The 13,157-nt window shown below is 57.8% G+C and carries 12 protein-coding genes; 3 read left to right on the forward strand and 9 right to left on the reverse strand.

Features of this window, described 5'->3' with window-relative positions; translation table 11 throughout:
* Positions 1–24: 24 nt before the first annotated feature.
* Positions 25–228: a hypothetical protein gene (locus LB569_RS04590; RefSeq protein ID WP_224691522.1), complete on the forward strand. Its 204-nt coding sequence runs from the start codon at positions 25–27 to the stop codon at positions 226–228.
* Here LB569_RS04590 and LB569_RS31995 read toward each other — a convergent pair.
* On the reverse strand, positions 160–423 hold the full coding sequence (locus LB569_RS31995; RefSeq protein WP_224691275.1) for a DUF982 domain-containing protein: 264 nt from the start codon (positions 421–423) through the stop codon (positions 160–162). The genes LB569_RS04590 and LB569_RS31995 overlap by 69 nt on opposite strands.
* Before the next feature lie 271 nt (positions 424–694).
* Entirely contained in the window at positions 695–1,591 is an 897-nt protein-coding gene (locus LB569_RS04600) for a helix-turn-helix transcriptional regulator (protein WP_224691276.1), read from the reverse strand.
* A gap of 188 nt (positions 1,592–1,779) precedes the next feature.
* Between LB569_RS04600 and LB569_RS04605 the strand changes: the two genes are divergently transcribed.
* Both LB569_RS04605 and LB569_RS04610 read left to right on the forward strand, forming a co-directional pair.
* The gene (locus tag LB569_RS04605) at positions 1,780–3,108 is read left to right on the forward strand and encodes a polysaccharide biosynthesis/export family protein (RefSeq protein ID WP_224691277.1); all 1,329 of its coding nucleotides are present in this window, start codon (positions 1,780–1,782) and stop codon (positions 3,106–3,108) included.
* A 17-nt stretch (positions 3,109–3,125) separates the two neighbouring features.
* A complete protein-coding gene (locus tag LB569_RS04610) occupies positions 3,126–4,640 on the forward strand; it encodes an O-antigen translocase (protein WP_318013100.1) in 1,515 nt (504 codons plus the stop codon).
* A 28-nt stretch (positions 4,641–4,668) separates the two neighbouring features.
* On the opposite strand, the gene LB569_RS04615 is transcribed toward LB569_RS04610, so the two are convergent.
* The 7 genes from LB569_RS04615 to LB569_RS04645 form a co-directional block, all read right to left on the reverse strand.
* Entirely contained in the window at positions 4,669–5,856 is a 1,188-nt protein-coding gene (locus LB569_RS04615; RefSeq protein ID WP_224691278.1) for a DegT/DnrJ/EryC1/StrS family aminotransferase, read from the reverse strand.
* Entirely contained in the window at positions 5,853–6,830 is a 978-nt protein-coding gene (locus LB569_RS04620) for an NAD-dependent epimerase/dehydratase family protein (RefSeq protein WP_224691279.1), read from the reverse strand. The genes LB569_RS04615 and LB569_RS04620 overlap by 4 nt, the downstream gene beginning before the upstream one ends.
* The gene (locus LB569_RS04625) at positions 6,827–7,549 is read right to left on the reverse strand and encodes an acyltransferase (protein ID WP_224691280.1); all 723 of its coding nucleotides are present in this window, start codon (positions 7,547–7,549) and stop codon (positions 6,827–6,829) included. Before LB569_RS04625 ends, LB569_RS04620 begins: the two co-directional genes overlap by 4 nt.
* On the reverse strand, positions 7,539–8,645 hold the full coding sequence (locus LB569_RS04630; protein ID WP_224691281.1) for a DegT/DnrJ/EryC1/StrS family aminotransferase: 1,107 nt from the start codon (positions 8,643–8,645) through the stop codon (positions 7,539–7,541). Before LB569_RS04630 ends, LB569_RS04625 begins: the two co-directional genes overlap by 11 nt.
* On the reverse strand, positions 8,642–9,679 hold the full coding sequence (locus LB569_RS04635; protein ID WP_224691282.1) for a Gfo/Idh/MocA family protein: 1,038 nt from the start codon (positions 9,677–9,679) through the stop codon (positions 8,642–8,644). Before LB569_RS04635 ends, LB569_RS04630 begins: the two co-directional genes overlap by 4 nt.
* Positions 9,676–10,191 (reverse strand): acyltransferase, encoded by a 516-nt coding sequence (locus LB569_RS04640; RefSeq protein WP_224691283.1) that lies wholly within the window; start codon positions 10,189–10,191, stop codon positions 9,676–9,678. The genes LB569_RS04635 and LB569_RS04640 overlap by 4 nt, the downstream gene beginning before the upstream one ends.
* Before the next feature lie 1,069 nt (positions 10,192–11,260).
* Positions 11,261–13,126 (reverse strand): right-handed parallel beta-helix repeat-containing protein, encoded by a 1,866-nt coding sequence (locus LB569_RS04645; protein ID WP_224691284.1) that lies wholly within the window; start codon positions 13,124–13,126, stop codon positions 11,261–11,263.
* Positions 13,127–13,157 lie beyond the last annotated feature (31 nt).

Raw genomic sequence — 13,157 nt, forward strand, 5'->3', positions numbered from 1 at the left:
GCAGTCTATCGGATAAATGGAACCGTGGATATTGCCGCTGGTCTGGGCCTGCGCAAAGCCGCCACGTCATCTCTCAAAGACGAGCTGACCCACGGGATCATGGTTCTTGCCTCTGTCGAACCGTCACGGTCGCCCGAGCTTTGCCCGGCCGAGGAAGCTTCAACTGGTTTCGAAGAGAATGCCGGCCTCTCTGGCGGCACGCACAAAGGCCTTTCGAGCTATCTTTGAGGGGATGGCACCTTCGTTTGCCAGGACGCAGGCATGCCGGGCATGCCGATACATTGTGCCATCTCGTGTCGGCCACCGGCCTTGCAAGCGTTCCAGCGCCTGGGAGGATGACGTTACCGCCACCGGACTCTCGCAGCTATCTGAGACGACCTGCACAGGTGCATCAAATGCACCTCGGATATTCTGTTGTGACATCTTCCACCCCCCTGTTGCCGGGCGTCAGAACGTCGATGGGCTAATTCCACGCACGCCCCCCTCAATCGCCGACACCCGTCCCCAAAATGAGACTGATGTAAATTGTAATATAATGCAACCTGAGAAATTCATCAGAACCAAATAATTGGATTTAATATTAAAATGTGGACACGTATAACAGTTAAAATTTGATCGAATTAATATCAATCCCTGGGAATAGGCGCAGATTATTGGTCTATTCTCCCACAACGTAATCTGCCTGCGGAGAGTTTCAAATCTCCTGTTCGGCCGCGTTGGCAACCCCTTCGCCTGGCACAGTCCAATTTGGTTTTAGCGTCATATGATGTGATGGCGCCGCCTCTCGCTCAAGGAAACGGGCGGCCGCATCTGTTCGATTACGCGCCCCCAATTTCGTGATAATATTGTGCATATGAACCTTGACCGTATGCTCCGAGAGATTGAATTCCGCGGCGATGGCCTTGTTTTGCAGGCCACGTGAGACTCTTTCCAGGATCTGTATTTCGCGAGCCGTCAGGTCAGTCAGCCTAGAACCGGCGGCCGCCGCCAGGGATGGTCCCAAACGGGGCGTCACGGCTTCGAAATTGTCGCGCATTCTTTGCTTGTAGGAATGGAACATGCCGGCAGGGAAATATTCGCCTCCCCGCAACATGAGACGTATGACGGACAGCCAGACATCCAGCTTCAAATTCATCGGAAGCACGCCTCGGACCAGGCGAGAGCCCAACATTTCGGGAAAGGAGCAGGTCGGATTGTGATCGTCGAACTCGATGGCTGCGGTAAATGCTTGTGGGTGATTGAGCAAAATATCGGCTGAAACGGCCTCGGCAGCCTTCAACAGGGCCGCGTCGATCAGTATCAGCCCAAGCGGAAGTTCAAACTTGCCGCAGGCAGCATTCGCATTTTCTGCTTGTTCGATAATCGCCCAAGGGAACTCGCGCTCGAGGGCGTAGATCAAATTGTCCGAAATGGCGCCGCGGGTGGCAATTAAGAGAATGATCCGACGCGGCTCGAACCAACCATCGATCCGCCCGGCGCTGCTATCGGGTGCATTCCTGGAGTGCATGCTACCAATTCGATCCGTTTCCAACGCAATCTGTCGCCTGATCCTGCCGCCCAATCGATTGCCAAGATACGATAGAGTGATCACGCGGTCGCCGCGACCGCGCAAAAGGGCTGATTGGAAGGCCTTCCGTCGGAGTGAGTTACCCGCCTTGGCAGTTGCCATCATCCAAATGGACTAGGCCGATCCCATGGTGCTGATCGATTTACCAAGAACACAAGCTTTAAGGAAACTGATATCAGAAATTGAAAATCGCAGGGCCAATGGGAGTTTCAATGAGCGTTTCCCGCCAAGTTTCAAGAGGCGCAACAGGCTGGATGCTGCTCATGTGTTTGGCAGCACTTATTACCTGCGGATTCCCGGCCTTAGCGCAGGCAGCCGGGGCCAATTTGGTACCCCAGACCAAATTGCGCGTGACCGTTGTGCAGTGGGTGCCGGTAAAGGGCGAGTTCGAGCAGTGGTCCGCGCTGGGCGGCGATTTTGTGGTGTCGGAAACTGGGACGCTGGTTCTGCCGGTCATTGGGGCTGTGTCATTAGGAGAGATGGACAGCACGGCTCTAGCGGGCGAAATCGCCAAGCGACTTCAAACGCAGATGGGTTTGGTCAAACGGCCGGACACGACGGTCGAAATTATCGATTATCCGCCCGTCTACGTCGTCGGCGCCGTGACCACACCGGGTGAATACAAATATCGCGTGGGAATGACCGTTCTGCAGGCGCTAGCCTTGAGTGGCGGCGAAGCTCGGTCTAATGCGTCCGATGCTTCCAAGCTCGAGATCCAGCTTGTCGGCGATGCTCAGGTTTTTGATGCTCAGATCTTGTTGTCCAAGGCAAGGATCGCACGATTGCAGGCAGAAATGTCTGGCGAGAGCGAAATACGGTTTCCCACACCTGTGGCGGGAGGGCTCGACACTGCCGCGGCCAACGAAATCTTTGGCCAGGAAAGTATTATTTTCTCCGCGCGGGCGGATGAACTCGATCGGCAAACGAAATCGCTCACCGAGCTGTGCGCGCTGTTGGATTCAGAGATCGGATCGCTCAACGAGAAGATCAAGATGTCCGATGCGAGCATAAAATCTGCTGAAATCGATTTGGCAAATGTCACGATGCTGGTCGAAAAGGGCATAGCAATCGCTTCGCGCAAATCGGAACTAGAGCGTGTCGTTTCGTCGTACAAGGCCGATCGTCTTGATCAAGTGACGGCCGTCATGCGAGCACAACAGGCCAAAGCGGCGGCCACGCGCGAACGAAACGGTTTGCGCGACAAATTCCATACTGAGACCGCCATCGAGCTGCAAACAGAGCAGGCCAACCTCATGCAGCTTGCGGTGAAAGATCAGGTCGCTCAACAGCTCCTTGTCAATACACTAGCCTCCGCCTCCAAGAACAGGAGCAATGGCACAGACCAGCCGCTCAACTTCACGATCCTGAGAAAAGTGAACGGAGAAGTAAGTGAGATCCCAGCGGTTGATTCCACCACCCTGGTTCCCGGAGACGTGATCAAGGTGGCTTTCCCGGCGAGTCCGGTTTCTGAAACCGTCGGCGCGATGACGCTTCCTCCAGCTAGTGGAAAAACTGCAATGACCGTTGAGGCCGGCCAGTGAGCGTGTCGCAAGAGGCGATCGGCCCGATTGCCTCCAGCCCTGGCCATTCATACAGGGAGATCTTGAAGTCCACTGCCATGATTGGCGGGTCGTCGATCGTCAACATTGCCTTCGCAATAATCCGCAACAAGGCAATGGCATTACTGCTTGGCCCGCAAGGCGTCGGACTTATGGGCCTTTATAGCTCCATAGCCGATCTCGCACAAAACCTGGCTGGGCTCGGTGTTCAAGCCAGCGGTGTGCGGCAGATTGCGGAAGCCGTCGGGTCTGGCGATGAGCACAAGATTGCGATGACGGCGATCGTCCTGCGACGCATTTCGGCCGTCCTCGGGATCGTGGCCGCACTCTTGCTGTGCGTGTTCGCACTGCCGATTGCCAGCTTCACCTTCGCCGATCAGACCCACGCTGCCAGCGTGGCACTTCTTGCGGTCGCCGTGTTTTTTCGCCTGATCTCGGGCGGGCAAACCGCTTTGGTTCAAGGCACACGGCGCATTTCCGATCTCGCTCGCCTCAATATGCTTGGAGCGTTGTTCAGCACGCTCATCGGCATCCCTTTGATTTTTCTCTTCGGCGAAAAAGGAATCGTGCCGGCACTGGTGGCGATGGCCGCTGTTTCGGTCCTCACGTCTTGGTCGTACAGCCGCAGGATAAAGATCGCATCGCTTTCGCCGTCAGCAAAGCAAGTGCGACAGGAGTCGGCTGAACTTTTGAAACTTGGCGTGGTGTTTATGGCTTCGGGGTTCCTGACCGTAGGAGCTGCCTATGCGGTTCGCATCATCGTATTGAGAGAAAGCGGTGTCGAAGCGGCGGGGCTGTATCAAGCAGCCTGGGCGTTAGGCGGGCTCTATGCGAGCTTCATCCTACAGGCAATGGGCACCGACTTCTACCCACGCTTGACCGCCATCGCACGCGACGATGACCAGTGCAACCGCCTCGTTAATGACCAGATCCAAATCAGCGTATTGCTCGCCGGACCCGGGCTGCTTGCGACGTTGACGCTCGCACCGTTGGTGATCAACCTGTTTTACTCGTCGGAATTCCACGCCGCGATCAATCTGCTACGCTGGATTTGTCTCGGCGTGATGCTGCAAATTGTCTCGTGGCCCATGGGGTTCATCATACTTGCCAAGGCAGCGCGCAAGGTCTTCTTCTGGACGGAAGTCACTGCAACCCTGTTTCACGTCGGCCTTGCCTGGCTGCTGGTCAACAGGTTCGGCCTCATAGGCTCGGGGGCGGCATTCCTTGGCCTTTATGTCTGGCACACCGCTTTCGTCTACGTTCTTGTGCGAAGGCTAAGCGGTTTCCGCTGGTCCGTTTTCAATGTCAGGCTGGTGTCATTCTTCCTGGCTGCCACGATATTGGCCTTCGTACTATTGTGGGCGTTGCCGTTCTGGCCAGCAACGCTGGCGTGCGCCTTCATCACCTGCGCAAGCGGATTGTTTTCTTTGCGGATGCTTTTCCAGCTGTTGCCGGAGGAGTGGTTTCCCGCGAGGATCCGTCCATGGTTGCCAAACGCCGCGACCCGGTCTTGACGGGTCATAAACGGATGCGAGCCAGGCCTCAGGCCTGCGCCCGTTGCGCTGGCTGACCCACTACGTCTGCCAGTGTGTCGACGACAAGCGACACCTCGGCCGCCGTCATCTGGGCGAACAGCGGCAGGATGATCGTGCCGCTTTGCGCGCTCGTGCTGAGTTGCAAATCCCCCGACAGGCGGCAGCTGCCTGGGGCTGAGTATGCCTTCTCCAGGTGACTGTTCATGATGCCGCGGCGGGTGGAAATTCCTCGGTCGAGTAGTGCTTGCATCGTAGCGCGTTGATCTGCCCACGGCGGCAGTTGCACGCCGTAACTTTGCCAGTTGCTGCGCGCCCACTGCGGCTCGACAGGGAGCGTGATACCGTCAACATACTGCAATTGTTCACCATACTGATCGGCGATCCGCCGCCGCGATGCGATAATATCGGGCAGCCGGCGCAGCTGCTCTCGCCCGATCGCTGCTTGCAGGTCGGTCAACCGATAATTGTAGCCGATCAGATCGTAGTTTTCGTAGATGACCGACTTGGAGCCATGCCTGACGGCATCGGTGACGCTCATGCCATGCTGGCGCCAAAGACGAAACTGGCGATCATGGTCGGCGTTGACAGTCGTGAGCATGCCGCCATCGCCGGTGGTGATGACCTTGCGTGGATGAAAGGAAAAACAGGCGATGTCACCGCGCGGTGCGCCAATTTTTTCCCACTGCCCGTTCCACAATATCTCACTGCCAATGGCGCAGGCCGCGTCCTCTATGACCGGTATGGAACGCTGCTTGCCAATCTCGACGATCCGACTGAGGTCGCACGGCATCCCGAGTTGATGAACGCACACTATAGCTTTTGTGCGTGGTGTAATCGCAGCCTCGATCAGGTTCGGATCGATATTGAACCCCTGAGGCTCGATATCGATGAAAACCGGAGTTGCGCCGCAATACCGTATCGCATTGGCGGTTGCGATGAACGAATGGCTGACGGTGGTCACTTCGTCGCCCTGACCGACACCGACAGCCATCAGCGCAAGATGCAGGGCGGTCGTGCAGTTTGATACTGCGCATGCAAACGGAGCGCCAACAAGCTCGGCGAATTCGCGTTCAAAAGCCGCTACTTCGGGTCCCTGCGTCACCCATCCAGACAAGACGACCCGCTGTGCCGCCAAAGCCTCCTTCTCATCGAGGACCGGTCTGGCTACGGGTATTTGATGAAACGCTCGGGTCATTCGGCAGCGATCGCTGCGGCGGCGCAACGTTCCTGGCGCCACCAGGCCACGAGGTCGCGAAGCCCTTCGTCGAGGGTAAGCTTAGCCTCAAAGCCCAGGATCTGCTTGGCTCTTTGCGTGTCGGCCAGCCTGCGCGAGACCGCATTGACCTTGCGCGCCGGCGCATGTTGCGGCGCGATCGAGGAACCCATGATGCGCGACAAGGCTTGCGCAAGGTCGAGAAGGCTCGTTTCCGTCCCACTGGCGACATTGAACACGTCGTCCTCCACCGCGGATTTTGCCGCGAGTATATTGGCCCGTGCAATGTCGTGGACGTGTACGAAATCCATCGTCTGAGAGCCGTCGCCGTGGATTAGCGGCGGCTGCCCGACCGCGAGACGCTCCATCCAGCGGATCAGAACCTCCGTATAGGCTCCATGAACGTCCATGCGCGGCCCATAGACGTTGAAGTAGCGCAGTGCGACGTAACGCAGGCCATACATATCGTTGAAAGACCGCAAGAGCCCTTCATTGAACGCCTTCGCCGCGCCATAGATCGTCCGGTTATTGTAAGAATGATGCGCTTCAGTGGTTGGAAAGCTTTGGGCAAGTCCAAGCACCGAGGCCGACGATGCGGCAACAACCTTCGACACGCCGGCGCTAACAGCGGCTTCAAGGACATCAAAAGTGCCACCCGCCAGCACATCGAAAGCCAGGCGTGGTTCTTCGGCACACTGGGTTATGCGGATGGCCGCTTGATGAAAGACGATATCAATGCCCTCGAAGAGCTCGGCCAATAGCGCGCGGTCCCGAATATCACCTTCGACAATCGTCAGGTTCGATTGGGCGGCTGCGCCTTGAAGGTTTTCGCGCCGCCCGCGGACGAAATTGTCAAGGATTACAATTTCGCGAGGGTGCTCCAGCGCGACAAGATCAGTGATGTGAGAGCCGATCAGGCCAGCACCACCGGTAATGAGAATGCGCTTGTCTTTCACTGCATTGTTCCGTTCTTTTGTTCGGCGGCGCGGACGAGCTCGGAATCTGTGCGCCAGCGCAGGAATTTCGCCGGCACACCCGCGACAATGGAGAAGGGTTCGACGTTCTGTGTCACCACGGCGCCGGCGCCAACGATCGCTCCCTTGCCGACAGTCACGCCCGGCAGGATGGTCGCGTTGGTTCCGATATCAGCCCAGGCTTCGATCACAACCGGCTCGATGACGAGGTCCGTGCGCACGATCGGCACATCGGCTGGAACGCCGCTATGTGTCGATCCAAGAATTTTCGCGCCTGGGCCCCAGCCGACGAAGTCGCCCATGACTAGATTTCTTGCGTCGAGGAAGGCTTGCGGGCCTATCCAGACTTTTTCGCCGAGGATGCACATGCCGTCGTGCCGGCCCTGGATGCAGGCCTGCGCGCCGATGAACACGCCATCGCCGAACTCGAACGTCTCCGGATGCCTGAAAACGGCGCCATTTCCGACCTGCAAGCCGGCCCCGCATCGACGCGCGAGGCTGCGCCAGATTAACCGGCGCATCATAGTATCTATCGGACCGTCGCCGGCCGAAAACCGGCCGTAGAGTTCAATCAGCCCCGTACGGCCGTAGTGAGCCAAAACAGCATCGGCGAGCCCTTTTTCGAATTCCGGATCGGAGACGTCTTGGCGTCCGTGGACCGAGGCAACAATCCGGGCCGCTCCCTTGATGTCAATCGACATGAGCCATCTGCTCCACAGCGGCAGCGACATGTTCGATCTGGTCCGATGTCATTTCCGGATAGATCGGCAGCGACAGAACCTCGCGCGCGGCACGTTCCGACACCGGAAAATCACCGATCGTGTAGCCCAGATCGGCATGTGCTTTTTGCAGATGTACTGGGATGGGATAGTGTAGACCGGATTGCACCCCTTCCTGCTGCAAATCCTGCTGCAGGCGATCGCGATCGGCCGTCCTGACGGCGTAGATGTGGTAGACATGGCGACGTCCAGCCGCTTCCACCGGCGTCTCTACTCGCCGCGACCCTGAAAGAAGCTTTGTGTATTGGCGCGCGCGGCTTCTGCGCGCGGCCGTCCATGCGTCGAGGTATCGAAGTTTGACGCGCAAGATAGCGCCCTGGATGCCATCCATGCGATAGTTGAAACCCTTGAGGGCGTGATGATATCGCCGGTCTTGGCCCCAGTCGCGCAGCATGCGGATGGTCTTCATGTGTTCGTCGTCGTTGGTGACGACGATTCCACCCTCGCCACAGGCGCCAAGATTTTTGCCTGGATAGAAGCTGAAGCATCCCGAAACGCCGATGCTCCCCGCCCGGCGCTCGTGGTACTCGGCGCCGTGCGCCTGGCATGCATCCTCGAGTACGGCGATGCCATGACGATTGGCTATTTGCATGATGGACGTCATGTCGGCCATCTGGCCATAAAGATGAACGGGAATGATCGCCTTGGTTTTTGGCGTAATCGCGGCCTCGAGCTTGGCAGGGTCCATGGTCAGCGTCGTTGGCACGACGTCCACGAGCACCGGCAGCGCGCCAGCGTAGCAGATGGCCGAAACCGTTGCGACGAAGGTGAATGGAACGGTTATAACTTCGTCGCCCGGCCCCACGCCGGCAGCCAGCAAGGCCAAGTGGAGACCACTCGTGCCGGTATTGACCGCTACCGCGTGTTTGGTGCCGCAAAACGCTGCGAACTCTTGCTCGAACTTCGCGACCTCGTCTCCCAGAACATACTGCGTCGATGCGAGTACGCCCAGAACGGCTGCGTCGATCTCATTCTTGATGCTTGCGTACTGAGCCTTCAAGTCCAGAAACGGAATCATGCCACGCGTCTCATCTGTTCGAGGTCGACCACGCGGCCGCGCTGTGCCAAGGACTGGGTTGCGGCCTCCAGAATGCGAACCACCCGGACGCCGGCGTGTCCGTCCGCAAGCGGTGTGCCGTTGTTTTCGACGCAGGAAACGAATTCGCGAAGCTCGATGCCGAGGGCTTCGGTCATGTCGATCTGCGGGGCCCACATATCGCCGGTGCGATAGCCAACCAGCGCCTGATATCGGGTCTCACCCTTGGCGTTGGGGTTGCCGTTCACCGTGATGCCTTTGTCGTAGACCTTGATCTTCTCGCTCGGTTCCAGATCGTCGTAGACGATCATCTTGCGGCTTCCGCCGATCAGAGTCCGCCGCACCTTCACCGGCGCCAGCCAATTGACATGGATATGGGCGATCAGATTGCTTTCGAAGAACAGGTTGAGATAGGCGATATTTTCCGGCTCGCCGGGAACATGGCTAATTCCGGTGGCCGAGACCGCGACTGGCCGTTCGGGCAGGACGTAGTCGAGGATGGACAGGTCATGGACCGCGAGATCCCAGATCACGCTCACATCATGCTGGAAAAGTCCCAGATTCACCCGCACGGAGTCGTAGTAATACATTTCGCCCAAGCCCGTCTGGACGAGTTCGTGCATCTTTCGGACCGCTCCGGTGTGAATGAATGTGTGGTCGACCGCCAGCACCAGCCGACGGCGCGCCGCTTCATCGACAAGCCGTTGCGCCTCTTCGGCGGTTGATGCGATGGGCTTTTCAACGAACACGTGTTTGCCAGCCATCAAGGCGCTCAGCGCCAGGCGGAAATGTGATGAAACCGGCGTCGCTATGGCAACGGCATCGACCCGAGGATCGCGCAGTACGGCCTCGAAATCGTCGGTAAGTGAAACGGTCGGATATCGGCTGTGCAGTGGTGCGAGCCGCTCCTTCCTGAGATCGCAAACTGCAATCAGATTTACTCCCGGCGTTTCGGCCAGATTTCGGACGAGATTTGGCCCCCAATAGCCGTAACCCACCACAGCAACGCCGATCATTTGACTCTCCGGACGGCTGCAGTGGGCTCACATTTTGGTGGCGCGTCCTTTGTCCTGCCGATGATTTTAGCCGGCACACCGGCCACGATGGCGAAGTCAGGGACGTCGTGCGTGACCACGGCACCGGCGCCGACCATCGCGCCTTCTCCAATAGTGATGCCTGCCAGGATCGTTGCGTTGCTGCCGATCGATGCGTTGCGGCGCACAAGGGTCGGAACGACGCTCCAGTCACTGTCGGTTTGCAATTCCCCGTCATGGGTCAGTGCGCGCGGGTGCGGATCGTTGGTGAACATCACGCCGTGACCGACGAAGACGCCATCGTCAAGCGTGACGCCTTCGCACACGAAGCTGTGGCTGGAGATCTTGCAGTTCCTGCCCACGACCGCGTTCTTCTGGATTTCTACGAATGTGCCAATGCGCGATCCGGCTCCGATGGTGCAGCCGTAGAGATTGACCAATTGAGGATGGTGAATGACCACGCCCTCGTCCAACACAACACTTGAGGAAATCATTACGCGTGCCCCAATCTATCAACCATTTAGCGTCCCCACTCTTCGTCACCGCAACAGCGACCGTCTCGTTCACGTCTTGGGAAAATCGAAAACGCAAAGGCCATCTCGTCATCTCTGCCAAAGTCGAACACGGGAGCCGAAGCCTTCCCGATAGAGATGGCTTTTGCGGTCGAACGTAAACGTGAGAAAACGGGGTACGCACCTGCCGTAAAGTGGTAGCAGCGTAATCAGATTGGCAGTCGGTGCCGGCTGGCATTTCAATACAAAAGGCACCGCAAAGCCGGTGACTTGCGTCGGAACGTTCATCTCAAGACGAAGCGCAGATCGAGCCGCTGGCTACGATACTGGTGATCCCGCTTCAACTGAAAGATCGGGCATTCGACGTCGCTTCACAGCCTCTGCCGATCACCAAAGGCCGTAAAAGGCCTCAGCTGCGGCCAAGACGCTGATGACTGCTTGTCGGATGAGCGTCCAGGATAGCAGAAATATAGCCGCGGAGCGCGAGGGCACCGACCATGCCGGCAACAAACCCAAGGCAGAAGATCACGATCGTAGCCACATAGGCAATCCATCTTCACCGCATCCAAGAACTTGTCAACGAAACGCGCCAGGCGTGGGATGCAAAAAGGGATGCCTCAATGTGGTGAAGTATGCATGGTTGGCGTCCATAGGGTCGTGAATACTTCTATCGGACGATACCCCCCTTTTTTGGAGGATAACAATCGGGTGCTATCAGCACTTGGCGGAGTACCACTTTGGGGGATCAACGACGCAGGTCGTCTCGAAGCCTGAAGGCCTGCAATGCACTCAGCGACCATGAACGAGCTTTGCCTATGCAGCCCTGCGTCGAGCAGCCGTCCGCGCTGTATCGTCCTTGGCAATCGGTGGCTCGCGAGCTTGCGACGGTCCAGCCGGGTCGCCTTTGGCCTACCGTCACTTGTCGTTCCGAATGCAGGCCGGCGCCATCTGGACGCCTCGTCGGCAAGATGCATGGGCCAGACATCCTGGTCTGGACAAGAATCCAAACTGTCGCGCCCCGAGCGGATGGTCCGCACGGGGCGCTATCTGCTCATGAAATGACGAATGACGATGCCGTAAGCGGAAGATGCGCGGAAAGGGTCGCGAACTGGATCTGATGCGCGCCGCCGCTTCCATCACTGTCAAAATAGAGGGCGCCGGTCGAACTGTTGTAGATGATGCGGTCGGTGCTGTCATGCGCGCTTGCACCGGCATAGAAAGCCTGGCCCGACAGAGCGCCTGGCTGAAGGCCCGCAAACACGTTGTGATCGAGGAGAATCTTATCTTGCGAGACCGAGAAGTCGGTGATCTTGTCAACATTTCCAGCCCCAAGAGCGGCCTTGAAAACGAAGACGTCCTTGCCGCCGTTTCCAGTCAAGACATCAGCGCCGCCGCCGCCATTTATGACATTGGCGCCGGCATTGCCTTTAATGGTCTGGGAAAATTCATTACCGGCCAGATTGATCGCTCCACGACCAGACTGGTTTGTGGTGGCCAGATGTTCGATCTCCGAGCCAGCCGACAGCGCGTAGCTCACCGAGGCGCGCACCGAGTCCTCGCCGCCACCCACCTTCTCGATCACCTTGTCGCCGATGTTGTCGACGATATAGGTATCGTTACCACCATAACCGGTCATCGTATCGGCGCCGCCGCGCCCGTCGATGGTGTTGGCGCCGGCGTTGCCGTCAATGGTTTGGGCGAACTCATTGCCGGTCAGGTTGATCGCCGTTGTGCCGGCCGCGTTCGTGGTGGCGAGATGCTCGACCTCCGAGCCAGCCGAAAGCGCGAAGCTTACCGACGCGCGTACTGAGTCCTCGCCGCCACCAACCTTTTCGATCACCTTGTCGCCGACGTTGTCCACGATATAGGTATCGTTGCCGCCATAACCGGTCATCGTGTCGGCGCCGCCGCGTCCGTCGATTGTGTTGGCACCGGCGTTGCCGTCAATCGTCTGGGCGAACTCATTGCCTGTCAGGTCGATCGGCGTTGTGCCGGCCGGGTTCGTCGTGGCGAGATGCTCGACCTGTGAGCCAGCCGAAAGCGCATAGCTCACGGAAGCGAGGACCGTGTCATTGCCACCGTTCTTTGCCTCCACGACCTTGTCGCCGGCATTGTCGGCATAATAGGTGTCGTTACCGAGCCCGCCGGTCATCGTATCGATCCCGGTGGTCCCATGGAATACGTCATTGCCCGAAGTGCCAAAGAAGGTGTGTTTCTCCGGCGGTGGAGTTGGCACTGGGGCTGGATCGGGGTCCGGAGTTGGAGTTGGTGTCGCTCCTGGCAAAACCTCGGTGTTACCTGAAATCGCAGGCGAGGCTTCGGAAGTCGAGTAATAGCCGTAAAAGCCCTTTACAATATAATTGTTTGTAATGGACACGCCCGTCGTCGGTCCAGTATCGAAGCGGCCCTCTACGTAAATATTATACCCAACATCGCCGGCTAGGTAGTTGTGATTTATCGTGACGTTGGTGATTGGTCCAAAGGTGTTCTGCAAGAAGATATCGGAGGTGTCCTTACCGATAACTGTATTATCTTCAATCAAAACATTGTTTTGCCCGCCTTTGAGCGAAATGCCGCCGATGTGCGGATCGGCCAAGGCGCTGCCGCCATCGTGAAGGTAATTCCCTTTCACCACGCTGGCGCCGTCGGTCAAGACGATGCCGTGCTCTCCTCCGGAAATGTTATTGCCTATGAAATTTCCGCTTCCCAGGATAACGCCGGTGCTTGTGCCCTGATTGCCTGGACCGGTGATGGTGCTGTTTTGAACGGTGACGTTCTTTGCACCGTCTGCGTCCACGCCCCACCAATCGTTATAGGTGATGACACAGTTTTTGATGACCACGTTCGAGGCTGTGATCCGAAGCGACCCATCAATGATCTTGCCGTCGATCACTGTCCCGTCGGTCGTAATCGTCATGGGGCCTGTGTAGGCTGTTAACGTTGTCCCT

It is taken from the genome of Mesorhizobium sp. BH1-1-4 (assembly GCF_020165665.1).
Taxonomy (GTDB): domain Bacteria; phylum Pseudomonadota; class Alphaproteobacteria; order Rhizobiales; family Rhizobiaceae; genus Mesorhizobium.

Bases quoted from the DNA above. Each gene is read 5' to 3' on its own strand.
- LB569_RS31995 (WP_224691275.1), bottom strand. From the start codon at position 423: ATGTCACAACAGAATATCCGAGGTGCATTTGATGCACCTGTGCAGGTC.
- LB569_RS04605 (WP_224691277.1), top strand. From the start codon at position 1,780: ATGAGCGTTTCCCGCCAAGTTTCAAGAGGCGCAACAGGCTGGATGCTG.
- LB569_RS04615 (WP_224691278.1), bottom strand. From the start codon at position 5,856: ATGACCCGAGCGTTTCATCAAATACCCGTAGCCAGACCGGTCCTCGAT.
- LB569_RS04625 (WP_224691280.1), bottom strand. From the start codon at position 7,549: ATGTCGATTGACATCAAGGGAGCGGCCCGGATTGTTGCCTCGGTCCAC.
- LB569_RS04630 (WP_224691281.1), bottom strand. From the start codon at position 8,645: ATGATTCCGTTTCTGGACTTGAAGGCTCAGTACGCAAGCATCAAGAAT.
- LB569_RS04635 (WP_224691282.1), bottom strand. From the start codon at position 9,679: ATGATCGGCGTTGCTGTGGTGGGTTACGGCTATTGGGGGCCAAATCTC.
- LB569_RS04640 (WP_224691283.1), bottom strand. From the start codon at position 10,191: ATGATTTCCTCAAGTGTTGTGTTGGACGAGGGCGTGGTCATTCACCAT.
- LB569_RS04645 (WP_224691284.1), bottom strand. From the start codon at position 13,126: ATGACGATTACGACCGACGGGACAGTGATCGACGGCAAGATCATTGAT.